The following is a 21,638-nucleotide window of genomic DNA, read 5'->3' as shown; positions in this document are numbered from 1 at the left end:
ATGATCATTAGTGAGATAAAAGGAAACATTCGTGACGAAAAGGATACGCTACCGCATGTAGAAAGAGTTTATCTTCGAAGTGATGAACTTGTGAAACGAATTCAGCGAGTAAAGACCGATCACGGAAAAGAGCTTGGGATTAAACTTTCTAAGCCGAAAGATTTAGTCGATGGTGATATTCTGTATCGTGCGGATGACAATATGATTATTGTCAGTGTGATGGAAGATGAAGTGATCGTCATTTATCCTAATTCTTTGAAACAAATGGGAGAAGTCGCTCATATGCTAGGCAATCGCCATTTGCCAGCACAATTTGAAGGAGATGAGATGATTGTGCAGCATGATTATCTAGTTATTCAGTTGTTAACAGAACTAAATATTTCTCATGTGATTGAAAAACGAAAAATGAAAGAAGCTTTTAAATACATTGGGCATGACTAATGCGCTCTTTTCGATCCTTCAACTAAGTGATTCGCAGTTTCCCTCAGGGGCCTTTTCGCATTCGTTTGGAATAGAAACATATATTGCAAATGGCACAATTCATGACTCTTCTTCATTTCAACATGTTCTTGAGCTTTTTCTAATGAATCAGCTAGTTTATACGGATGGACTTGCCTGTCGGTTTGCGTATGAAGCCTTAGAAGTGGATGACACGGATCGTCTATGGGAGCTGGATCAATCATTGTATGCGTTGGGGATGGCTAGGGAGACCCGAGAAGGGAACAGAAGAATTGGTAATCGCTTAGTTAAGGTAGTTTCCACCCTTTATCCGAACGCGATATTTAATCAGTATATGGATGCAATGAAGGAGAAAAAGGTGTACGGCCATGGGGCACTGGTATTTGCGATTGTATGTTATCACCTTGGTATTGATGTTGAAAGTGCGGTTTCATGCTACGGATTTGCAACTGCTTCGTCACTCGTTCAAAACGCCGTTCGAGGCGTCCCGCTTGGTCAAACAGAAGGACAGCAAATTCTTGTTTCAATTCAGCCACTTTTAACAGATTGTGTGAAGCAGATTATGTCTCTTGAAGACAGTGACTTTGGGATAGGCGCTCCTGGCCTTGAAATTGCACAAATGAAGCATGAGGCGATCAATGTTCGTCTATTTATGAGTTAATGAAGAAAGGATGATTGAAAAATGAGTGAACCCATACGAATAGGAATTGGCGGACCAGTTGGTGCTGGCAAAACGCTTTTAGTGGATCGCTTAACAAGAGCAATGAATAACGAATTTAGTATGGCTGTCATCACAAATGATATTTATACGAAAGAAGATGCGATGTTTTTGAATAAGAACGGGATTTTGCCTTCGGACCGCATCATCGGCGTAGAAACAGGAGGATGTCCGCATACGGCGATTCGAGAAGATGCATCGATGAACTTTGCTGCTATTGATGAATTGAATGAACGTCATGAAGATCTTGATCTCATTTTTGTTGAAAGTGGTGGCGATAATCTAGCGGCAACTTTCAGTCCTGAGCTTGTTGATTTTTCGATTTATATTATAGATGTGGCGCAGGGAGAGAAAATCCCCCGTAAAGGCGGTCAGGGGATGATTAAGTCGGATTTGTTTATTATTAATAAAACGGATCTTGCTCCTTATGTTGGCGCCAATCTTGATATCATGCGAGAGGATACGTTGAAATCAAGAGGAGATCGTCCATTTTTCTTTACTAACTTAAAGGATGAAACTGGCGTTAGTGATGTTGTACAGTGGATTAAGGAGCAGGCCTTTTTTGTAGGACTTGAGCAGTGACCTATACAGGTTATCTCAAGTTAGAAGCATCTGATCGATATGGGAAATCCGTGCTTTCGGATGCTTACTATAACGGTGTTTTTAAGATTTCACGCCCTACTTACAATGAGGAAGGACTTCCTCTGTTGCAAATGATCCATGTAGGTGGAGGATATGTAGACGGTGATACGTATTATACGGAAATTCTTGTGAAGGAGAAGGCTAGGTTAGCTGTTACAACGCAGGCTTCCACTAAGGTTTACAAAACACCAAATAAGCAAGTTATACAAAAAGCGTTCTATAAATTAGAAGAGCATAGTGAATTACATATGAAGCTGGATCCGCTCATTGCTTATCGAGATGCTCGCTTTACGCAAGAAACAGAAGTACACATGGATGAAAGTGCTGTTTTCTTTTTGACAGACATTGTAACGCCGGGATGGTCAAAGGATGGCGTCCTCTTTCCTTATGAGTGTGTAACCTCTAAGGTGAAAATCTATCAGAATAAGAATCTCAAAGTATATGATCATTTACGGTTGAAGCCTGAAGAAGATATGAAGAGGTTGCTTCAGTTAGAGGGGAACACCCATATCGGTTCATTGTACTTTATTCATCCGAACGTAACAGGAGAGTGGATAGAGAAGTTAAGAGAGTACCTTGCATCGTTCGGTGATACTCATTACGGAATATCGATGTTGCAGGTTCCGGGGTGCTGTTTCCGAATTCTTGCGAAGCGAACGGCACATATTGAGAAGGTTTTTGCTGCTATCGAAACGTTTATTCATAACACCATTTACAATAGGAGTGCGATATCCTGGCGGAAGTAGTGTATACAGGAGGAAAAAATGGACGCTAGTTTATTATCAATTTTAGTTATTGGATTTCTACTTGGAATCAAACATGCTATTGAACCAGATCATGTAATAGCCGTATCGACCATTGCGAGTAAAACACGTAGTTTGTGGAAATCTTCATTAGCAGGAGTGTATTGGGGGATTGGACATACCACCACGCTTTTCCTAGTAGGAATGCTTCTATTTCTTTTCAATACGACGATAACAGATACATGGGCGATGTCGCTTGAGATGATTGTTGGATTTATGCTCGTATTTCTAGGGATAAAAACCTTACGTACAAAAACGGCAAATACAGGATTGAAAGGAAACCAAACATACGTACAGTCTGGAGTGATCGGGTTTATCCATGGACTAGCTGGAAGTGCGGCGATGATTTTGTTGACGATGAGTACGGTTGAAACGATGTTTCAAGGAGCTATCTATATACTAGTGTTCGGTGTAGGGACATGTGTTGGTATGCTCGGGTTTACAACCATTCTTGGACTTCCGTTCGTCGCAACGAGGAAGCAGTTAAAGCTCAACCATCGATTAACTCAAGTGACTGGGATTCTCTCAGTCGGGTTTGGATTCTATTATATTTATCGTATTGGTATAACTGATGGATTATTTAGCTTCTTATAAAGTGATTCATAATAAACAGAGACGATCGATATCGCTTATCGATCGCCTCTGTTTTTAGGTTTCATCTGATTCTACGTCTTTAATCTTTAATCGTTTTTTCTCTTCCTTCGATTCAATAAGTCGGTGAAGATGAATTAAGAGTATGCCCCTACTGTAACTCGCATCAATCGGTTTTTCGCGAACGGGGAATGGTAACTCAACGATGCGTTCGAAGGGACCGTGCTTATATTCTTCCTGAACATTACGATAGCCTTTAAGGTTCATCGCTGTTTGGCCCTTTACTTTAAGGGTCCGATAATGGATATACACGTCAACATCATCGATTTTCTTAATTCCAGGAAGATAAACTGTGCAGATGAGTTCGTTTCCAGCTTCATAGAGATTAACAAGAGGTCCATTTGATACGAACATATCCTGAAAATCCGTCCAAAAATCATCTCCCATAAATTTATTCATTTTATTGCGCCAGTCATACATCTGTCCCCAATGGTCTCCCATGAGGTCACCTCCTGGGCTTTTTGCCAGTATATGCACCGAAAAGTGGAATGTTAAAAGAACGTCCTGCTGGTATAAAACTTTTTAAGGAGTGGATGGGAAAGAAATAGGGGAAGTTTGGAAAAAATAGTCGAAAATTATTAGTCAAATTCGATAAATATCGCATGCGGTTTCAGGTTTCCTCGTGTTATGCTAGGGAAAGTTCGAGTTTGAACGATAAGGGAAAAGGAGGATGGACATGCTGGATACAGGTCTTGGCATGGTATTGACCATTTTTGTTATCAATATATTTTATGTATCGTTTCTCACGATGCGTACGATACTTACACTTAAAGGTCAGCGATACCTTGCAGCTGTTACAGGAACAATTGAGATAGCGATATATGTTGTAGGGCTTGGTCTCGTCCTCGATAATCTAGGGCAAATTCAAAACGTTATTGCATACGCCCTTGGTTTTGGTGTAGGAATTATCGTTGGGATGAAGATTGAAGAATACCTTGCGCTTGGTTATATTACAGTGAATGCCATTACAACAAAGCTTGAAGATGATATTCCCAATAAATTAAGAGATGTCGGTTACGGTGTTACACATTATCTTGCGCACGGGCGTCAGGGAGAACGTCTTGTCATGCAAGTTCTAACATCGCGTAAATCGGAGCGTAAGCTTTATCAGGCTATTGAGGAACTTGATCCGAAAGCCTTCGTTATCTCTTATGAGCCCCGTACCTTCCAGGGTGGATTCTGGGTTAGAAAAATTCGGAGGTAATGTATGGAAAAGAAAGCGAAGAAAAAGAAGTTTGAAGTTAAAGAAAATGAATCACTTTCTGACTGCTTAAAACGAATGGACGATGAAGGGTACATGCCCGTAAGACGCCGGGAAGAACCAGTCTTTAAAGAAGGTAAGGGTTCTAAAGAACCTGAGCTATGCAGTCAGAAAATTGTTTTTGAAGGAAAGTTAAAGTAAAAACCGAACATTAGACTAAATATAAAACGCATCGTTCGATTTTCGTTGACAGTTGAACGTCGCTCTTGTTACTATGTAAGAGGAGCAAAAAGGATACCTCATATAATCTTGGGAATAAGGCCCATAAGTTTCTACCTGACGACCATGAATCGTCGGACTATGAGGGGGAAAGTCGTGTTTTGCGTACGCGCAGATCAGGACAGATGTGTTTTCGCCCGAGGTAGAAGCTTCTTCTAAGTAAATAGAAGAATTCTATCTCGGGCTTTTCTGTTATTTTCACACTATTTCGATTAATTAGCACCTTCATTTAAGGAGGAATTGCATGAACACAAAAGTTGGCGTCATCATGGGGAGCACTTCGGATTGGGATACGATGAAGCATGCCTGTGACATACTAGAGGAGCTTCAAGTGCCATTTGAGAAAAAAGTTGTTTCGGCTCATAGAACGCCGGAATTGATGTTTGAATATGCAGAATCAGCAAGAGAACGCGGTTTGAACGTCATTATTGCGGGAGCAGGCGGTGCCGCTCATTTGCCAGGGATGGTCGCTGCTAAAACGACACTGCCAGTCATCGGCGTACCTGTACAATCACGGACGTTAAATGGACTAGATTCGCTTCTATCAATCGTGCAAATGCCAGGTGGCGTGCCTGTTGCGACAGTTGCGATTGGAAAAGCGGGAGCGAAAAATGCAGGACTACTTGCTGCGCAAATACTAAGTACAGCTGATAAAACGATCGAGAAGAAGCTTAGCGACTATCGAATTCAGATGAAAGAAACAGTACTCGAAAGTAGTGACAGCTTATGAGGAAAACCATTTTACCCGGTAGCACAATTGGGATTCTAGGCGGTGGACAATTAGGAAGAATGATGGCATTAAAGGCACGAGAGATGGGCTATAAAATCGCCGTTCTCGAACCGAAAAAAGATTCCCCTTGTGGTCAGGTCTCTGATCATGAAGTGGTTAGTGGTTATGATGATTTGGATGGCGCTCGTAAGCTAGCTGATATAAGTGATGTGATCACTTATGAATTTGAAAATATTACACACGATACTGCAAAATGGTTGGAAGAAAATGCGTATATGCCTCAGGGTGGGGAACTGCTTCGCGTAACGCAGGATCGCTATGTTGAGAAGACAGCGATTCAGACGTCGGGACTTCAAGTAGCACCTTTTGAAGCGGTCGATTCTCATCAAGATCTTAAGGTTGCGCTCGAGAAGATCGGTCTCCCTTCAGTCCTTAAAACACGTACTGGTGGTTACGATGGAAAAGGCCAGTGGGTTTTAAAAACAGAAAAAGATGTTGAAGCTCTCTCTTTTCCTAATGTACCTTGCATTCTGGAGAGTTGGGTACCGTTTCAAAAAGAATTGTCAGTGATTGTTACACGCAGCGTAACTGGGGAAACAACAACGTTCCCTGTAGGTGAGAACATTCATGTGAACAACATTCTTCATCAAACCATCGTACCAGCTCGAGTAGACGAAGCGGTCAAAACCAAAGCGGATGGAATCGGAAAGAAGATTGCAAATACCCTACAGCTTGTCGGTACACTTGCAGTTGAGCTGTTTCTTAAAGATAATGAGATTTATGTAAATGAGCTTGCACCACGACCACATAATTCTGGTCATTATACGATGGAGGCATGTGAGACTTCGCAATTTGAGCAGCATATTCGAGCAATATGTGGACTACCACTTGGAAGCACTGAACTTCTAAAGCCGGTTGTCATGGGAAATTTGCTCGGTCAGCACATCACACCGCTAATGGACAGTATAGAAGAGCTCGGTGATGCAAAGCTTCATTTATATGGGAAAGACGAAGCAAAGCCTAATCGGAAGATGGGACACATTAACTTTCTTGCACCTTCAACAGAAGAAGCAATTAAGCGAATGAACTCATGGAAGTTATGGCAGTAAAGACAAGAGACCAGGAGGACTTACAATGATTGAACGTTATACCCGCCCCGAGATGGGAGCCATTTGGACAGAAGAAAACCGCTATAACGCGTGGCTTGAAGTCGAGATCCTAGCATGCGAAGCGTGGGCAGAACTTGGCATTATTCCAAAAGAAGATGTACAAAAGATCCGTGAAAATGCCGGGTTCAATGTCGATCGCATTCATGAAATTGAAGAGGAAACACGCCATGATGTTGTGGCATTCACAAGAGCGGTATCTGAAACGCTTGGAGAAGAACGGAAATGGGTTCACTACGGTTTAACATCAACGGATGTCGTTGATACAGCACTGTCTTATCAGTTGAATCAAGCGAACGACCTTCTGATTAAAGACATTGAGAAGTTCATTGAAGTCCTAAAGGCTAAAGCGCAGGAACATAAATACACGGTCATGATGGGAAGAACGCACGGTGTTCACGCAGAACCAACAACATTTGGTCTGAAATTGGCGCTATGGTATGAAGAAATGAAGCGTAACCTTGAACGATTCAAAACAGCTTCAGATAACGTTCGTTTCGGCAAACTATCTGGTGCAGTTGGAACATATGCCAACATCGATCCATTTATCGAGCAGTATGTTTGTGAAAAACTTGGCTTACAACCAGCACCGATTTCAACCCAAACACTTCAGCGCGATCGTCATGCTCATTACATGTCGGCTCTAGCACTTGTGGCAACATCCATTGAAAAGTTTGCTGTTGAAATTCGTGGTCTACAAAAGAGCGAAACGCGTGAAGTAGAGGAGTTTTTTGCAAAAGGACAAAAAGGGTCCTCCGCAATGCCGCATAAGCGTAACCCGATTGGTTCTGAAAACATGACTGGCATGGCGCGTGTGATTCGTGGCTATATGACGACAGCTTACGAGAACGTTGCTCTTTGGCACGAACGTGATATTTCTCACTCATCAGCAGAACGCGTCATTCTTCCGGATGCAACGATTGCGCTCAACTATATGCTGAATCGTTTTGCAGGAATTGTTTCGAAACTAACGGTCTTCCCTGAGAACATGAAGCGCAACATGACAAGAACATACGGCTTAATTTACAGCCAGCGCGTTCTTCTTTCTCTTATTGATAAAGGCATGGCACGTGAAGCTGCCTATGATCTTGTTCAACCAAAAGCAATGGATGCTTGGGAAAGAGGCATTCAATTTAGAGAGCTTGTTGAAGCTGACCCTAAGATTACAGATCAGCTGAGTGAAGCAGAAATTGAAGATTGCTTTGACTACAATTACCACCTGAAGCCGGTGGATATGATTTTTGAACGTCTCGGACTTTAATTAAGCATCGGAGGGGATCACCATGGAAAAGCAAACATTGTTGTACGAAGGAAAAGCGAAGAGAATTTATGCAACAGATGAAGCGGAGGTTGTCTGGGTCGAGTATAAAGACTCAGCAACCGCTTATAACGGGGAGAAGAAAGCAACAATTACAGGCAAAGGTCGCCTGAACAATGAAATTACAAGCCTGCTCTTTGATTATTTAAAAAGTGCTGGAATCCAAAGTCATTTTATTGAAAAGCTTTCTTCTACTGAACAGCTTGTGAAACGCGTTTCGATCATTCCACTCGAAGTGGTTGTTCGAAACATCGCAGCTGGGAGCTTTTCCAAACGCACGGGTGTGGAAGAAGGGAAGTTACTAAAACAGCCGATCGTTGAATTTTATTACAAGAATGATGACCTTGGTGATCCTCTTCTTACGCTTGATCATGTGTTAGAACTTGAACTTGCAACAGAAGAAACCGTTCAAGAATTAAAAGAACGCGCGTTAAAGATCAATACGCTATTACGTGAATACTTCCTTGAGCGTGACGTAAAGCTCGTTGATTTTAAATTAGAGTTTGGTGTAACACCGGAAGGCAAGATTATGTTGGCGGATGAAATCTCTCCAGACACTTGCCGCTTATGGGATAGTAAAACGAATGAGAAATTAGATAAAGACGTGTTTCGAAGAGATATTGGAAATTTGACAGAAGCGTACGAACAAATTTTAACTCGCCTGGGGGGCTCCGAATCATGTACAAAGTAAAAGTCTATGTAACGTTAAAAGAAAGTGTTCTAGATCCACAAGGAAGTGCCGTAAAGAATTCATTGCACAGTCTTTCGTATCATGAAGTGGAAGACGTACGGATCGGGAAATACATGGAACTCACAGTGAAAGATACGGAAAACCTGGATCAGCGAATTAAAGAAATTTGCGAAAAGCTTCTTGCGAATACGGTTATTGAAGACTACACCTACGAAATCGAGGAGGGAGTCGCACAGTGAAATTTGCGGTGATTGTGTTCCCGGGTTCTAACTGCGATGTGGATATGTATCACGCCATCAAAGATGAGCTTGGAGAAGAAGCGGTTTATGTCCGGTACGATGAGCAAAATCTAGCAAACTATGATGCGATCCTTCTCCCAGGCGGTTTCTCTTACGGAGATTACCTTCGAAGTGGTGCCATTGCACGCTTTGCACCGATTATGGCTGAGGTCGTGAAGGCAGCTGAAGCAGGGAAGCCAATTCTGGGTGTTTGTAATGGATTCCAAATTCTCTTGGAAGCAGGTCTGTTACCAGGAGCGATGAAACGAAATAAGAACTTGAAGTTTATGTGCCGACCGGTTACACTTCGCGTTCAAAACAATGAAACAATGTTCACTTCAACTTATGAAAAAGAAGAAGAAATAACGATTCCAATCGCACATGGTGAAGGTAACTACTATTGCGACGAAACAACACTTACTATGCTGAAGAATGAAAACCGTATTGCCTTCACATACGCGGATAATCCGAACGGGTCAGTGGAAGATATAGCTGGAATTGTAAACGAAAAGGGCAATGTCCTCGGGATGATGCCTCACCCTGAACGAGCTGTAGATGAGCTTTTAGGAAGTGCAGATGGATTAAATCTATTTAAATCGATACTACGTAACTGGAGGGAATCCCATGTCACACATGCATGAACCAACACCTGAGGTGATTAAAGACCAAAAGCTCTATAGTCAGATGGGTTTAACAGATGACGAGTTCGGTATGGTGGAATCGATTCTCGGCCGTACACCGAACTATACGGAGACGGGGCTATTTTCTGTTATGTGGTCGGAGCACTGTAGTTACAAGAATTCAAAGCCAGTGTTAAAAAAATTCCCTGTTACGGGTGAGCGTGTTCTTCAAGGTCCGGGTGAAGGAGCTGGAATCGTTGATATAGGTGATGAACAGGCGGTGGTATTTAAGATTGAAAGCCATAACCATCCGTCAGCTATCGAGCCGTATCAAGGTGCTGCAACAGGAGTTGGCGGCATTATCCGTGATGTCTTTTCGATGGGTGCACGTCCTATTGCCCTTCTTAACTCGCTTCGTTTCGGAGAGCTGAGCAATCCAAAAGTGAAGTATCTTTTTGAGGAAGTTGTAGCTGGTATTGCAGGATACGGAAATTGCATTGGTATTCCAACAGTTGGTGGGGAAGTTCAGTTCGATTCTTCTTACGATGGAAATCCTCTTGTAAATGCGATGTGTGTTGGCTTAATTGATCATAAAGACATTCAGAAAGGGATCGCATCAGGAGCTGGGAACACGGTCATGTACGTTGGCGCGAGCACGGGACGTGACGGGATCCACGGCGCAACCTTCGCATCTGAAGAATTGACAGATGCTTCTGACGAAAAGCGTCCTGCCGTTCAAGTTGGTGATCCATTCATGGAAAAGCTTCTGCTTGAAGCATGCCTTGAACTTGTTCACTGCGAGTCACTTGTCGGTATTCAAGATATGGGAGCAGCTGGACTAACGTCTTCAGCTTCCGAAATGGCGAGTAAGGCAGGCATGGGACTTGAAATGAATCTTGATGAAGTGCCACAGCGCGAAAAAGGAATGACGCCATACGAAATGATGCTTTCTGAATCTCAGGAGCGTATGCTCGTTGTTGTGAAAAAAGGTCATGAAGATGAAATTAAAGCTATAACAGATCGCTGGGGTCTTTTAGCGAAAGAGGTTGGTGTAGTAACGGAAGATAAGCGATTCCGTCTCCTTCATAAAGGAGAAGTCGTTGCGGACGTTCCTGTCGATGCATTAGCAGAGGAAGCACCTGTTTATCACAAACCATCTCGTATCCCAGAATATTATATTGAAAATCAGCAGCTTCATAAGCCAATTCCAAATGTGGAAGACGCGAAGGAAATGCTCTATACCTTGTTAAGTCAGCCGACAATTTCAAGTAAGGAATGGGTTTTTGATCAGTACGACTATATGGTGCGAACAAATACAGTTGTGGCACCTGGGTCAGATGCGGCTGTTGTTCGAGTGCGTGGAACAAACAAAGGGTTAGCGATGACAACGGACTGTAATTCCCGTTATTTATATCTTGATCCTGAAGTAGGCGGTCAAATTGCAGTTGCAGAAGCAGCGCGTAACATTGTCTGCTCGGGTGGCGAGCCACTAGCGATTACAGATTGCTTAAACTTCGGTAACCCTGAGAAGCCAGAGATCTTTTGGCAAATTGAGAAAGCGACAGACGGAATGAGTGAAGCGTGTCGTATGCTGAACTCACCAGTTATTGGTGGGAATGTCTCACTTTATAATGAAACAAACGGCATCGCTGTTTATCCAACACCGGTTGTTGGAATGGTTGGCCTTGTCCACGATCTGGATCATGTGACAACACAAGCCTTTAAAGAAGAAGGAAACTTAATATATATGCTAGGTGAAACGGGAGAAGATTTTGGCGGTAGTGAGCTTCAAAAGTATCTTGATGGTAAGATCTCAGGTCAAGCTCCTACACTTAATCTCGAAATTGAAAAAGAACGTCAAAACCAACTTCTAACAGCGATTCAAGATGGACTTGTTGAATCAGCTCACGACCTCGCAGAAGGTGGCCTTAGTGTTGCACTTGCGGAATCGCTCATTGGAACAGAATTTGGTGCTAATGTACGGATTGACGGAGATACGACAACAGATCTTTTCAGTGAAACACAATCTCGTTTTCTTGTAACCATCAAGGGGGAACATCAGCAGGCATTTGAGCAGCGTACAGGAGCGAAGCTGATCGGTGAAGTAACCGGTACTGGCGTATTAACGATTATGCACGAAGATGAAACGCATATCTTCGATGCTCCGGTTCAAGAGCTTGAAGCAGCCTGGAAAGGAGCTATTCCATGTTTGGTGAAATCAAAGGCTTAAATGAAGAGTGTGGCGTATTTGGTATCTGGGGTCACCCTGATGCTGCTTCGCTAACGTATTACGGACTGCATAGTTTACAGCATCGTGGCCAGGAGGGAGCGGGCATTGTCACAACTGACGGTGATCGCCTCTATAATCATAAAGGACTTGGACTAGTGAATGATGTGTTTGGACCTGGTGATCTTGATCAGCTTAAAGGCAATGGTGCGATTGGTCATGTGAGATATTCGACAGCGGGTGGCGGCGGATATGAGAATGTTCAACCCCTTGTATTTCGCTCGCAGAATGATGGTCTTGCGCTTGCGCATAACGGAAACCTTGTAAATGCGAATGCCCTTAAGCACCAGCTCGAAGGACAGGGAAGCATTTTTCAGACGACATCAGATACAGAGGTATTGGCTCACCTTATTAAACGAAGCGGCTACTTGAGTCAGCGTGAAAAGGTTAAGAATGCTCTTACAATGGTGAAGGGTGCTTATGCCTTTATTATGATGACAGAGAAAGAAATGATGGTGGCGCTAGATCCACATGGCTTAAGACCACTATCACTTGGTATTTTAGAAGGGGCTTACGTTGTTGCTTCAGAAACGTGTGCATTTGATTTAATCGGTGCGGAATATATTCGTGACGTACAGCCTGGTGAGCTTTTGATTATTAGTGAGAACGGACTTGAATCAGAGAGGTTCTCGTCTTCAATCTCACGTGCGATTTGCTCAATGGAATACATTTATTTCTCTAGACCGGATAGTAACATTGAGAATATTAACGTTCACACAGCACGTAAAAAGCTTGGTAAGCAACTCGCTAAAGAAGCCCCGATTGAGGCAGATATTGTAACCGGAGTGCCGGACTCAAGTATTTCAGCAGCAATTGGCTATGCGGAAGAATCTGGTATTCCATATGAAATGGGATTAATTAAAAACCGCTATGTTGGCAGAACCTTTATTCAACCTTCTCAAGAGTTGAGAGAACGTGGTGTGAAAATGAAGCTTTCGCCTGTTCGAGGAGTTGTTGAAGGTAAGCGTGTTGTTATTGTCGATGATTCGATTGTACGTGGTACAACTAGCAGACGAATCGTGACGATGCTTCGAGAAGCGGGGGCAAAAGAAGTTCACGTTCGAATCAGTGCGCCACCAATTATTAGCCCATGCTACTACGGCATTGATACATCCAATTCGGGTGAATTAATAGCGGCGAAGATGAGTGTAGATGAGATGTGTGAAGAAATTGGAGCCGATTCTCTGACGTTCCTGACAACAGATGGGATGACTACAGCGATTGGAAGAGAAGAAGACGGCTCATCGTGCGGTCAATGCCTTGGCTGCTTTACAGGAAATTATCCGACTGAAATTTATCCTGATACCGTACATCCTTACGAAAAAGTCTAACTGAAGGAGGCCGTTATGGCACAAGCATACAGGCAGGCAGGCGTTAATATAGAAGCAGGTTATGAAGCGGTAGATCGGATCAAACCGCATGTGAAAAAAACGATGCGTAAGGGAGTTATGGGAGGACTTGGTGGCTTTGGTGGCATGTTCGATCTGTCAGAACTCAATTATGAGAAGCCAGTTCTCGTTTCAGGGACGGACGGAGTAGGCACGAAGCTCATGCTTGCGATCCAACTCGATCAGCACGATACAATTGGGATTGATTGCGTTGCGATGTGCGTAAATGATGTTGTCGCACAAGGCGCAGAACCGCTCTATTTCTTGGATTACATTGCAACAGGTAAGCTTGCACCAGAGCGGATCGAACAAATTGTGAAAGGCGTTGCAGAAGGCTGTTCACAGGCAGGGTGTGCTCTTATTGGTGGTGAAACAGCTGAAATGCCTGACATGTACCAAGAGAATGATTATGACCTTGCTGGCTTTACAGTTGGCGCTGTAGAGAAGTCTCAGTTGATTACAACAGAGAATGTGACAGAAGGCGATGTTCTCATTGGCCTTGCATCAAACGGTATTCATAGTAATGGCTTTTCCCTTGTACGTAAAGTGCTTCTCAAGGATAATGATATGGATTTGAAAGCGTCATATGACGAACTTGGTATGACGCTTGGAGATGCTTTGCTGACACCGACGCGTATCTATGTTAAACCTGTTCTAAATGTTCTTCAATCTAACACTGTTCATGGGATTGCACACATTACAGGTGGAGGTTTTGAAGAGAATATTCCGCGTATGCTTCCTGAAGGGCTGGCTGCACAAATTGATTATGGTTCATGGCCGGTTCCTCCTATTTTTGATTTGATCGAAAAGAAGGGAAGTCTCGCTCGTAAGGAAATGTTTACAACATTTAATATGGGTATCGGGATGGTCCTTGCTGTTCCAGAAGATGTTGCGGTTAATGTCATCAAAGCACTTGAGCAGGATGGTGAGCGTGCTTATATGATTGGACGCGTTGTAAAGGGAGAAGGAATCGAATTCGGAGGCGGTGACTTGTCGTGAAGAAGCTAGCCGTATTCGCATCTGGGAGCGGCTCGAACTTTGAAGCGATTGCCGCAGCGATTGAAAAGGGACAGCTTGAAGCAGAAGTGGCACTCGTAGTCTGTGATCGTCCTGGAGCTAAGGTTGAAAAAAGGGCAGAACGCTTTGGTATTCCTGTCCTTTCCTTTTATCCTAAATCGTATGAATCGAAAGCTGACTTTGAAACATTTATTCTTCAGCAGTTACATGATGCTGGTGTTGAGTGGATTATTCTCGCAGGTTATATGAGGTTAATCGGTCCAACTTTGCTTCAAGGCTTCGAAGGAAGAATTGTGAATATCCACCCATCTCTTCTTCCTTCTTTCCCCGGAAAGGACGCAATCGGACAAGCATTTGAAGCTGGTGTTAAAATCACAGGCGTAACCGTTCATTTCGTGGATGAGGGAATGGATACTGGAAAAATCATTGATCAAGACAGTGTTCGGATTGATGATGGCGACACCAAGGATGACCTGGCAAGTAAAATCCAGGCAGTAGAGCATCTTTTATACCCTGCCGTCATCCGTTCCCTTCTTTAGGAAAAAAACAAAAGGTAGTAGGAGGAATCATTATGGCTATTAAACGTGCGTTGATTAGCGTTTCTGATAAAACAGATATTACAGCATTTGCAAAAGGACTTGCGGACAAAGGGGTTGAGGTGATCTCAACAGGGGGGACAAAGCGTGCTCTAGAAGAAGCTGGTGTAGACGTGATTGGCATCTCGGACGTAACTGGATTCCCAGAGATTCTCGATGGTCGCGTAAAAACCCTTCATCCAAACGTACATAGTGGTCTTCTAGCTGTGCGTGATAATGAAGCTCATCAGAAACAGTTGGATGATCTTAATATCAAGCCAATTGATCTTGTTGTTGTGAATTTGTATCCTTTCCAGGAAACAATCGCAAAACCTGATGTTACTTATGAAGAAGCGATTGAAAATATTGATATTGGTGGACCGACGATGCTTCGTTCTGCTGCAAAAAATCATCGGGACGTAACAGTTGTAGTGGATCCTTCTGATTACAATCGCGTTTTGCGACAAGTTGAAGAAAATGGTGATACAACCGGAATTCTTCGTCGTGAGCTTGCCGCAAAAGTATTTCGCCATACAGCTTCATATGATGCTGTGATTTCGGAATATTTAACTGCTCAATCAGGAGAAGAAGAGCCTGAGTCACTTACGGTAACATTTGAACGGAAACAAACGCTTCGCTATGGTGAAAACCCCCATCAAAAAGCTGTTTTCTATAAAAAACCTTTATATACTGGAGCTTCACTTGCTTCAGCAGAGCAGTTAAATGGTAAAGAGCTTTCTTATAATAATATTAACGATGCTAATGCGGCGCTTAATATTGTGAAGGAATTTGATCAGCCGGCTGTTGTAGCTGTGAAACATATGAACCCGTGCGGAGTTGGTACTGGTGAAACGGTTGTAGAAGCTTATCAAAAAGCATATGAAGCTGATTCCACTTCGATTTTCGGTGGGATTGTCGCGATTAATCGTGAAGTGGATGAAGCAACAGCGCTTAAGTTAAAAGAAATTTTCCTTGAAATTATTATGGCACCTTCGTTTACTGAAGAAGCTTTAGCTGTGTTAACGAAGAAAAAGAACCTTCGTTTATTGAAGCTTGATGTTTCTGCCTCTCCTGCGATTGAACATCAGTTAACTTCCGTAAATGGTGGCCTTTTACTTCAAGAGCGTGATCGTTATGGATTCGATGAAGCTGATATTTCGGTTCCAACCGATCGTGAGCCGACAGAAGAAGAGTGGGAAGCACTGAAGTTAGCATGGAAAGTTGTTAAACATGTGAAATCAAATGCTATCGTTCTAACGAAGAATGACCAAACGATTGGAATTGGTGCAGGACAAATGAACCGTGTCGGTGCTGCGAATATTGCCATCGAGCAAGCAGGTGAGAAGAGCAAGGGATCAGTTATGGGTTCAGATGCTTTCTTCCCAATGGATGATACTGTTGAAGCAGCAGGTCGCGCTGGTGTAACAGCTATTATTCAACCTGGCGGCTCCATTCGCGATGAGGACTCCATCAAGAAAGCGAATGAATATGGCATTACAATGGTCTTTACTGGCATTCGTCATTTTAAACATTAAGAGGAGGTTTTTCGAGTGAAGGTATTGGTAATTGGTCGCGGTGGCCGCGAGCATGTAATGGCATGGAAAGCGGCGGAAAGCAGCTTTGTTGATCAAGTCTTTGTCGCTCCTGGTAATGCAGGTATGACAGACGTTAGTCAGCTTGTGGCAATTGAAGAGAGTGATCATGAGGAACTTGTTGCCTTCGCAAAAAGGGAAAACATTGATTTAACGCTTGTTGGCCCTGAACAACCTCTTCTCGACGGTATTGTAAATCGCTTTGAGGAGGAAGAACTCCGTGTATTTGGCCCAAGACAGGAAGCGGCCTTGATTGAGGGAAGTAAAACGTTCGCCAAAGAATTAATGGTTGCGCATAACATTCCTACCGCATTTTCTAAGTCCTTTACTGACTATATCGAAGCGAAAGCTTATGTTGAAAAAGTCGGTGCGCCGATCGTCCTAAAAGCAGATGGACTTGCTGCAGGTAAAGGTGTTGTGGTGGCAATGTCACTGGAGGAAGCACTCGAAAGCCTTCATGACATGATGGAGAACAATCAGTTTGGTGCTGCTAGTGAACGTGTTGTAGTAGAAGAATTTCTAGAGGGTGAGGAATTCTCTTTAATGGCTCTTGTCGAAGGTGATCGTGTTTACCCACTTGTTATTTCTCAAGATCATAAACGTGCTTTCAATGGTGACGAGGGTCCAAATACAGGAGGGATGGGAGCCTATTCTCCTGTTCCGCAAATTTCTCAAGATACTGTGGATCATGCGGTTGAGACGATTTTACGTCCTGCAGCAAAAGGAATGAAATCAGATGGCCGCTCCTTTACCGGAATTCTCTATGCTGGCCTTATGTTAACAGTTGATGGACCGAAAGTGATTGAATTTAATGCGCGCTTTGGTGATCCAGAGACGCAAGTCGTTCTCCCAAGAATGACATCAGACTTCGTCCAGGCTGTCCTTGATCTCCTCGAGGGTAAAACACCTAAGCTTGAATGGAGCGAACAGTCCGTTATTGGTGTTGTCGTTGCTTCAGGTGGCTATCCAGGTAGCTATGAGAAAGGCAAGGCGATTACTGGGCTTGATCAGGTTGGATCAGAGTCTCTTGTTTTTCATGCCGGAACAAAACAAATCGGTGGAAAGCTAGTAACAGACGGAGGTCGTGTACTACTTGTTGCTTCTGCAGGTGATGATTTGAGAGAAGCGAGTCAGGTGGTATATAAAGAATTAGAAAATGTAAAAGTAACGGAAGGCTTCTATCGAACAGACATTGGGCATCGCGCTATTTCACACGTTTCTTCCTAATATAGGCGAACGCAATCGCAACGATACTTCCAATAATCATCGTATAAATTAACCATGTATCTGTTATATACTCGAGCATAAATAGACCTCCTTTTGATAAGGTAGATGAAACTTCCCTGAATGCAGGGAAGTTTTTTTATGAAAACGTTAAGAAGGATTAATCACTCTTTCAAGTGCCGTTTCATCTGGATCAAGTTTTTCATCGGGGGTCATGAGGTCAACGATGGGGCAATACCTCGTATGTCCTTCAGCTACTTTCATGGCACCGATTGCGGCGATTATCCAGGCTGATTTGGATTCTTCTTTAGAAAGCTTTGCGGTTGAATAAGCAAGAAGTGTGAATCCGGTAGCTAGTCGAACAAAGGCATTCATCATACTAATGTTTGGCTTCAATTGAAAAACTCCTTTCTTCATTCACAAATCTAAAGTAGCAACGTGTCGAAATTATGTTAAAATAAAGAAAACTTCTTGAAGCGGGTGATGGTTTTGGCAAAACGAAAAAATTTATGGACAAAGCAGCAATTACGGCAACACGTTCAAGTAGTGTCTGGAGAACTGCCTCCATCGATCGTTTTTTACAATGCAACATATTTAAATAATGGACTTAAAAAATGGGTTACATCGAATATATGGGTATATGAAGATCGTATTGTGTACGTAGGCGATGATCTTCCTGAAAAGCACCCGTCAACTGAGTGGATTGATTGTTACGGGAAATATCTCGTGCCAGGTTATATTGAACCACATGCACATCCATTTCAACTATATAATCCCCTTACGCTTGCGCGATATGCATCTCAGCGGGGAACAACAACAATGATGAATGATAACCTTTTATTCCTTCTAGGTTTGACAAAAGAGAAAGCGCTTACATTGATTGAGGATTTAGATCAGTATCCCGTTTCGATGTATTGGTGGGCGCGATATGATTCACAAACACAGCTTCTCGATGAGGAGGCCATTACGAATAAAAATATGAAGGAATGGCTGGCACACCCACTTGTGATACAGGGTGGAGAGCTTACCGCATGGCCTGATGTTCTCGGGGGAGATGATGAAATTTTAGAATGGATGCAGGAGACAAGAAGACTCGGTAAACCAGTGGAAGGACATCTCCCTGGTGCTTCTCTCGCAACATTAACGAAGATGGGGCTTCTTGGCGTTTCGTGTGATCATGAAGCGATGACAGGAGAGGAGGCGCTGCGTCGCTTAGAGATGGGTATGATGACGTCACTCCGTTATTCTTCGATAAGACCTGATCTACCTGTCATTCTCGAATCATTGCTGAAAAAAGGAGTTACTTCCTTTGACCGCGTGATGATGAATACAGATGGATCAACGCCTTCATTCCTGGAAAATGGCACAACGGACAAGTTAATTGCAATAGCACTTGAGAAAGGAGTCCCTTCAGAAGATGCGTATTCTATGGTGTCATATAATGTCGCAAACCATTACGGTATAAGCGATACGCATGGTATGATAGCACCGGGTAGAGTGGCTCACATTAATATTCTTGCATCAAAAGAAGATCCGCTTCCGGTCTCTGTTCTAGCGCGTGGAAAATGGTTAAAGCGTGATCGTGATGAAGTAGAACAGGATTGGTCTTTTGATTGGGAAGGTCATGGACTTTCTCCACTTGATAATTCGTGGGAAATTCAATCAAACGATTTAACTTTCTCTGGTCCGGCAGGAATTGAAATGGTGAATGCTGTTATTACAAAGCCTTATAATCTATCTGTCGAAACGTCCGTTGAAGAGCTACCGTCAGGTTCTGATGAAAGCTTTATGATGCTTCTCAGTCGTGAAGGGAAATGGCGTGTAAATACGATCATTAAAGGCTTCGCTAATCAAGTGAAAGGGTTTGCAAGCAGCTTTTCAAATACGGGTGATTTTATTATCATTGGGAAAAATAAAGCGGATATGATGACAGCTTTTAATCGAATAAATGAAATTGGTGGGGGGATCTCTCTTGTAGAAGATGGAGAAGTTATATCCGAAATTAAACTTCCTCTCATGGGCAAAATGTCTGATCTTCCACTTGAAGAACTAATCAAAGTTGAAAAGAGAATGATACAAGAACTAGAAGATAGAGGCTACTTATATAAAGATCCCGTTTATAGCTTGTTGTTCTTTTCTTCAACACATTTACCTTTTATTCGATTGACGCAGCAAGGAATTTATGATGTGAAAAGGAAAATGGTACTTTTTCCTTCGATAATGCGTTAAACTATAACAAAGTAACCTCTTAACGGAGTGAAGTGCATGATTTTATTCGGTTGAATTGTTAAAATGAATATAAAGCTGTAAAAATAGCACATCAAGATGAACGTTACAGAATGCAACATATAGACGAAACATACTTAAGTAAGGAGAGTGGATTTAGAATGCAAATTGATAAACTTCGAGGTAAGACACTTGACCAACTTTTTGAAGCGATTCTTTCATTGAAAGATCTTGAAGAATGCTATTTGTTCTTTGATGATCTAGCGACTGTAAATGAGATACAATCGCTTGCTCAGCGTTTGGAAGTAGCAAGAATGCTACGTGAAGGGTTTACGTATCATAAAATTGAAACAGAAACAGGCGCAAGCACCGCTACTATTTCCAGAGTAAAGCGCAGCTTAAACTATGGAAACGATGGCTATCAAATGACGCTTGATCGTGTTCACAATAAAGAGTAGAAAATGAGCCGGCTTCCGGCTCATTTTTGTTTTGGTTGGCGTGTAGGTGGATATTTGCCTTTTCGCGGATATATTTGAGAAATCGCGGAAATAATGATCGATTTCGCGGATAGTATTAGATTATCGCGGAATTATGGATTTTAAATGGTTGCAGGTGTTTGTGGAGGCTAAACGAGCGCTTCCGCTTTTCGTAGATCCAGCTGCAGTGGGCAGACTCTCGGTCACTTCACCTTTCAACTCGAACACAAAGGGCGTGTTCAATTTGAAAGGCTCCAGCGCTTGTCGAGGCTAAACGGGCGCTTCCGCTTTTAGGTGATCCAGCTGCAGTGGGCAGGTCCTCGATCGCTTCACCATTTCATCCGAACACAAAGGACGTGTTCAAATGAAATGCCTCCAGCGCTTGTCGGACCTAAACGCCCACTTCCGCTTTTCGTGATCCAGCTGCAGCCTCCAGACCCTCTGTCACTTCACCCTCCAACTCGAACATAAAGACCGTGTTCAATTTGGAGGGCTCCAGTGCCTGCCGGGTCTAAACGGAGGCTTCCGCTTTTCATGTATTCTTTGATATAATCCAATTTATGAGGAAAAGTGGGAGGAAGGGTTAGGATGTTTGATTTTCGAGAGTGGAAGCATGTGTTTAAGCTGGATCCGAATAAGGAGATAGAGGATTATGATCTTGAGGCGATTTGTGAGTCTGGGACGGATGCGGTGATTGTTGGTGGTAGTGATGGCGTAACGCTTGATCGGACTTTAGATCTACTTGCTAGAATTCGCCGTTACGCGGTACCATGTGCTCTTGAGGTATCCACTGTTGAGGCAGTGACACCAGGATTTGATTTTTATTTTATTCCGACAGTGTTGAATACGGAAGATAGCCGATGGGTGACCGGATTACATCATGAGGCTGTAAAAGATTTTGGCGAAATCATGAACTGGGATGAAATTGTGATGGAAGGGTATTGTATTTTAAACCAGGATTCTAAGGTTGCTCAGTTAACTTCTGCTCATACTAATCTAGATGAAGCTGATGTTCTTGCTTATGCTCGTATGGCAGAGAAAATGTTCAAACTGCCCATTTTTTATGTGGAATATAGCGGAACATATGGAGATGCAGAGCTTGTTCGGAAAGTGAGCCAGGTTCTTGACGATACGCACCTTTTTTATGGTGGCGGAATTGACTCACCTGAGAAAGCGAAAGAAATGGCTGCTTCTGCAGATACGATTATTGTCGGGAACGTCATATACGATAATATGAAGCAGGCGATAAAAACTGTTGCTGCTGTGAAAGGAAATTGATTCTCTCCTGTCGATCAGG

General features: G+C 42.9%; 25 protein-coding genes and 1 riboswitch. Of the genes, 22 read left to right on the top strand and 3 right to left on the bottom strand.

Translation table 11 applies throughout. The features are described 5' to 3' along the window. Genes IQ283_RS22780 through IQ283_RS22760 form a run of 5 tightly spaced genes read left to right on the top strand, consistent with a single transcriptional unit; the run spans position 1 to position 3,216 of the window. The gene (locus tag IQ283_RS22780) at positions 1-441 is read left to right on the top strand and encodes an urease accessory protein UreE (protein WP_194222450.1); all 441 of its coding nucleotides are present in this window, start codon (positions 1-3) and stop codon (positions 439-441) included. Continuing rightward, positions 434-1,120 (top strand): urease accessory protein UreF, encoded by a 687-nt coding sequence (locus tag IQ283_RS22775; RefSeq protein ID WP_194222449.1) that lies wholly within the window; start codon positions 434-436, stop codon positions 1,118-1,120. The genes IQ283_RS22780 and IQ283_RS22775 overlap by 8 nt, the downstream gene beginning before the upstream one ends. Before the next feature lie 21 nt (positions 1,121-1,141). After that, complete coding sequence (gene ureG, locus IQ283_RS22770) at positions 1,142-1,759, top strand: urease accessory protein UreG (RefSeq protein WP_194222448.1); 618 nt, start codon at positions 1,142-1,144, stop codon at positions 1,757-1,759. Next, positions 1,756-2,565, top strand: a complete 810-nt coding sequence (locus IQ283_RS22765; protein WP_194222447.1) for an urease accessory protein UreD — start codon at positions 1,756-1,758, stop codon at positions 2,563-2,565. Before ureG ends, IQ283_RS22765 begins: the two co-directional genes overlap by 4 nt. A gap of 18 nt (positions 2,566-2,583) precedes the next feature. Further along, positions 2,584-3,216 carry an urease accessory protein UreH gene (locus IQ283_RS22760; RefSeq protein WP_194222446.1) on the top strand — a complete coding sequence of 211 codons (633 nt, stop codon included), beginning with the start codon at positions 2,584-2,586 and terminating at the stop codon, positions 3,214-3,216. A gap of 54 nt (positions 3,217-3,270) precedes the next feature. Here the strand turns inward: IQ283_RS22760 and IQ283_RS22755 are convergent, their stop codons facing one another. After that, entirely contained in the window at positions 3,271-3,714 is a 444-nt protein-coding gene (locus IQ283_RS22755; protein ID WP_194222445.1) for an Hsp20/alpha crystallin family protein, read from the bottom strand. Between the two features lie 235 nt (positions 3,715-3,949). Here IQ283_RS22755 and IQ283_RS22750 point away from each other — a divergent pair, with 235 nt between their 5' ends. From IQ283_RS22750 to purD, 14 genes are all read left to right on the top strand, one after another. Next, on the top strand, positions 3,950-4,477 hold the full coding sequence (locus IQ283_RS22750) for a DUF2179 domain-containing protein (RefSeq protein WP_194222444.1): 528 nt from the start codon (positions 3,950-3,952) through the stop codon (positions 4,475-4,477). A gap of 3 nt (positions 4,478-4,480) precedes the next feature. Further along, on the top strand, positions 4,481-4,675 hold the full coding sequence (locus IQ283_RS22745) for an NETI motif-containing protein (protein WP_194222443.1): 195 nt from the start codon (positions 4,481-4,483) through the stop codon (positions 4,673-4,675). 78 nt (positions 4,676-4,753) lie between these two features. Continuing rightward, positions 4,754-4,855: riboswitch (purine riboswitch) on the top strand. A 142-nt stretch (positions 4,856-4,997) separates the two neighbouring features. Continuing rightward, complete coding sequence (gene purE, locus IQ283_RS22740; protein WP_194222442.1) at positions 4,998-5,483, top strand: 5-(carboxyamino)imidazole ribonucleotide mutase; 486 nt, start codon at positions 4,998-5,000, stop codon at positions 5,481-5,483. Next, positions 5,480-6,592, top strand: a complete 1,113-nt coding sequence (gene purK / locus IQ283_RS22735) for a 5-(carboxyamino)imidazole ribonucleotide synthase (protein WP_194222441.1) — start codon at positions 5,480-5,482, stop codon at positions 6,590-6,592. The genes purE and purK overlap by 4 nt, the downstream gene beginning before the upstream one ends. Before the next feature lie 25 nt (positions 6,593-6,617). Next, positions 6,618-7,910: an adenylosuccinate lyase gene (purB, locus tag IQ283_RS22730; RefSeq protein ID WP_194222440.1), complete on the top strand. Its 1,293-nt coding sequence runs from the start codon at positions 6,618-6,620 to the stop codon at positions 7,908-7,910. A 22-nt stretch (positions 7,911-7,932) separates the two neighbouring features. Next, a complete protein-coding gene (purC, locus tag IQ283_RS22725; RefSeq protein ID WP_194222439.1) occupies positions 7,933-8,658 on the top strand; it encodes a phosphoribosylaminoimidazolesuccinocarboxamide synthase in 726 nt (241 codons plus the stop codon). Further along, entirely contained in the window at positions 8,646-8,897 is a 252-nt protein-coding gene (purS, locus tag IQ283_RS22720; protein ID WP_098446125.1) for a phosphoribosylformylglycinamidine synthase subunit PurS, read from the top strand. Before purC ends, purS begins: the two co-directional genes overlap by 13 nt. After that, positions 8,894-9,577 carry a phosphoribosylformylglycinamidine synthase subunit PurQ gene (gene purQ / locus IQ283_RS22715; RefSeq protein ID WP_194222438.1) on the top strand — a complete coding sequence of 228 codons (684 nt, stop codon included), beginning with the start codon at positions 8,894-8,896 and terminating at the stop codon, positions 9,575-9,577. The genes purS and purQ overlap by 4 nt, the downstream gene beginning before the upstream one ends. Beyond that, positions 9,561-11,786, top strand: coding sequence for a phosphoribosylformylglycinamidine synthase subunit PurL (gene purL / locus IQ283_RS22710; RefSeq protein WP_194222437.1), 2,226 nt, complete (start codon positions 9,561-9,563; stop codon positions 11,784-11,786). The genes purQ and purL overlap by 17 nt, the downstream gene beginning before the upstream one ends. Continuing rightward, positions 11,762-13,174 carry an amidophosphoribosyltransferase gene (gene purF / locus IQ283_RS22705; protein WP_194222436.1) on the top strand — a complete coding sequence of 471 codons (1,413 nt, stop codon included), beginning with the start codon at positions 11,762-11,764 and terminating at the stop codon, positions 13,172-13,174. The genes purL and purF overlap by 25 nt, the downstream gene beginning before the upstream one ends. Positions 13,175-13,189: 15 nt before the next feature. Continuing rightward, complete coding sequence (gene purM / locus IQ283_RS22700) at positions 13,190-14,230, top strand: phosphoribosylformylglycinamidine cyclo-ligase (protein ID WP_194222435.1); 1,041 nt, start codon at positions 13,190-13,192, stop codon at positions 14,228-14,230. Next, a complete protein-coding gene (gene purN / locus IQ283_RS22695) occupies positions 14,227-14,787 on the top strand; it encodes a phosphoribosylglycinamide formyltransferase (RefSeq protein ID WP_194222434.1) in 561 nt (186 codons plus the stop codon). The genes purM and purN overlap by 4 nt, the downstream gene beginning before the upstream one ends. 32 nt (positions 14,788-14,819) lie before the next feature. Continuing rightward, the gene (purH, locus tag IQ283_RS22690; RefSeq protein WP_194222433.1) at positions 14,820-16,358 is read left to right on the top strand and encodes a bifunctional phosphoribosylaminoimidazolecarboxamide formyltransferase/IMP cyclohydrolase; all 1,539 of its coding nucleotides are present in this window, start codon (positions 14,820-14,822) and stop codon (positions 16,356-16,358) included. A 15-nt stretch (positions 16,359-16,373) separates the two neighbouring features. Then, positions 16,374-17,642: a phosphoribosylamine--glycine ligase gene (gene purD / locus IQ283_RS22685; RefSeq protein ID WP_194222432.1), complete on the top strand. Its 1,269-nt coding sequence runs from the start codon at positions 16,374-16,376 to the stop codon at positions 17,640-17,642. Here the strand turns inward: purD and IQ283_RS24455 are convergent. Together IQ283_RS24455 and IQ283_RS22680 are read right to left on the bottom strand one after the other, a co-directional pair. Next, on the bottom strand, positions 17,620-17,721 hold the full coding sequence (locus IQ283_RS24455; protein WP_337957775.1) for an EYxxD motif small membrane protein: 102 nt from the start codon (positions 17,719-17,721) through the stop codon (positions 17,620-17,622). The genes purD and IQ283_RS24455 overlap by 23 nt on opposite strands. Before the next feature lie 68 nt (positions 17,722-17,789). Beyond that, the gene (locus IQ283_RS22680) at positions 17,790-18,035 is read right to left on the bottom strand and encodes a YgaP family membrane protein (RefSeq protein WP_226616410.1); all 246 of its coding nucleotides are present in this window, start codon (positions 18,033-18,035) and stop codon (positions 17,790-17,792) included. Between the two features lie 87 nt (positions 18,036-18,122). On the opposite strand from IQ283_RS22680, the gene IQ283_RS22675 reads away from it, so the two are divergent. From IQ283_RS22675 to IQ283_RS22665, 3 genes are all read left to right on the top strand, one after another. After that, complete coding sequence (locus IQ283_RS22675) at positions 18,123-19,868, top strand: adenine deaminase C-terminal domain-containing protein (protein ID WP_194222430.1); 1,746 nt, start codon at positions 18,123-18,125, stop codon at positions 19,866-19,868. Between the two features lie 158 nt (positions 19,869-20,026). After that, the gene (locus IQ283_RS22670) at positions 20,027-20,323 is read left to right on the top strand and encodes a YerC/YecD family TrpR-related protein (RefSeq protein WP_136948324.1); all 297 of its coding nucleotides are present in this window, start codon (positions 20,027-20,029) and stop codon (positions 20,321-20,323) included. A gap of 606 nt (positions 20,324-20,929) precedes the next feature. Further along, a complete protein-coding gene (locus IQ283_RS22665; RefSeq protein WP_194222429.1) occupies positions 20,930-21,619 on the top strand; it encodes a heptaprenylglyceryl phosphate synthase in 690 nt (229 codons plus the stop codon). Positions 21,620-21,638: the final 19 nt, after the last annotated feature.

Source organism: Pseudalkalibacillus hwajinpoensis, from assembly GCF_015234585.1.
In the GTDB taxonomy this organism is placed as follows: domain Bacteria; phylum Bacillota; class Bacilli; order Bacillales; family Guptibacillaceae; genus Guptibacillus; species Guptibacillus hwajinpoensis_B.
The sequence above is the reverse complement of the archived record's forward strand: the minus strand, read 5'-3'. Positions and strand labels throughout refer to the sequence as shown.

Bases quoted from the DNA above. Each gene is read 5' to 3' on its own strand.
- IQ283_RS22780 (WP_194222450.1), top strand. From the start codon at position 1: ATGATCATTAGTGAGATAAAAGGAAACATTCGTGACGAAAAGGATACG.
- IQ283_RS22775 (WP_194222449.1), top strand. From the start codon at position 434: ATGACTAATGCGCTCTTTTCGATCCTTCAACTAAGTGATTCGCAGTTT.
- ureG (WP_194222448.1), top strand. From the start codon at position 1,142: ATGAGTGAACCCATACGAATAGGAATTGGCGGACCAGTTGGTGCTGGC.
- IQ283_RS22760 (WP_194222446.1), top strand. From the start codon at position 2,584: ATGGACGCTAGTTTATTATCAATTTTAGTTATTGGATTTCTACTTGGA.
- IQ283_RS22755 (WP_194222445.1), bottom strand. From the start codon at position 3,714: ATGGGAGACCATTGGGGACAGATGTATGACTGGCGCAATAAAATGAAT.
- IQ283_RS22750 (WP_194222444.1), top strand. From the start codon at position 3,950: ATGCTGGATACAGGTCTTGGCATGGTATTGACCATTTTTGTTATCAAT.
- IQ283_RS22745 (WP_194222443.1), top strand. From the start codon at position 4,481: ATGGAAAAGAAAGCGAAGAAAAAGAAGTTTGAAGTTAAAGAAAATGAA.
- purE (WP_194222442.1), top strand. From the start codon at position 4,998: ATGAACACAAAAGTTGGCGTCATCATGGGGAGCACTTCGGATTGGGAT.
- purK (WP_194222441.1), top strand. From the start codon at position 5,480: ATGAGGAAAACCATTTTACCCGGTAGCACAATTGGGATTCTAGGCGGT.
- purB (WP_194222440.1), top strand. From the start codon at position 6,618: ATGATTGAACGTTATACCCGCCCCGAGATGGGAGCCATTTGGACAGAA.
- purC (WP_194222439.1), top strand. From the start codon at position 7,933: ATGGAAAAGCAAACATTGTTGTACGAAGGAAAAGCGAAGAGAATTTAT.
- purS (WP_098446125.1), top strand. From the start codon at position 8,646: ATGTACAAAGTAAAAGTCTATGTAACGTTAAAAGAAAGTGTTCTAGAT.
- purL (WP_194222437.1), top strand. From the start codon at position 9,561: ATGTCACACATGCATGAACCAACACCTGAGGTGATTAAAGACCAAAAG.
- purF (WP_194222436.1), top strand. From the start codon at position 11,762: ATGTTTGGTGAAATCAAAGGCTTAAATGAAGAGTGTGGCGTATTTGGT.
- purM (WP_194222435.1), top strand. From the start codon at position 13,190: ATGGCACAAGCATACAGGCAGGCAGGCGTTAATATAGAAGCAGGTTAT.
- purH (WP_194222433.1), top strand. From the start codon at position 14,820: ATGGCTATTAAACGTGCGTTGATTAGCGTTTCTGATAAAACAGATATT.
- IQ283_RS24455 (WP_337957775.1), bottom strand. From the start codon at position 17,721: ATGCTCGAGTATATAACAGATACATGGTTAATTTATACGATGATTATT.
- IQ283_RS22675 (WP_194222430.1), top strand. From the start codon at position 18,123: ATGGTTTTGGCAAAACGAAAAAATTTATGGACAAAGCAGCAATTACGG.
- IQ283_RS22670 (WP_136948324.1), top strand. From the start codon at position 20,027: ATGCAAATTGATAAACTTCGAGGTAAGACACTTGACCAACTTTTTGAA.
- IQ283_RS22665 (WP_194222429.1), top strand. From the start codon at position 20,930: ATGTTTGATTTTCGAGAGTGGAAGCATGTGTTTAAGCTGGATCCGAAT.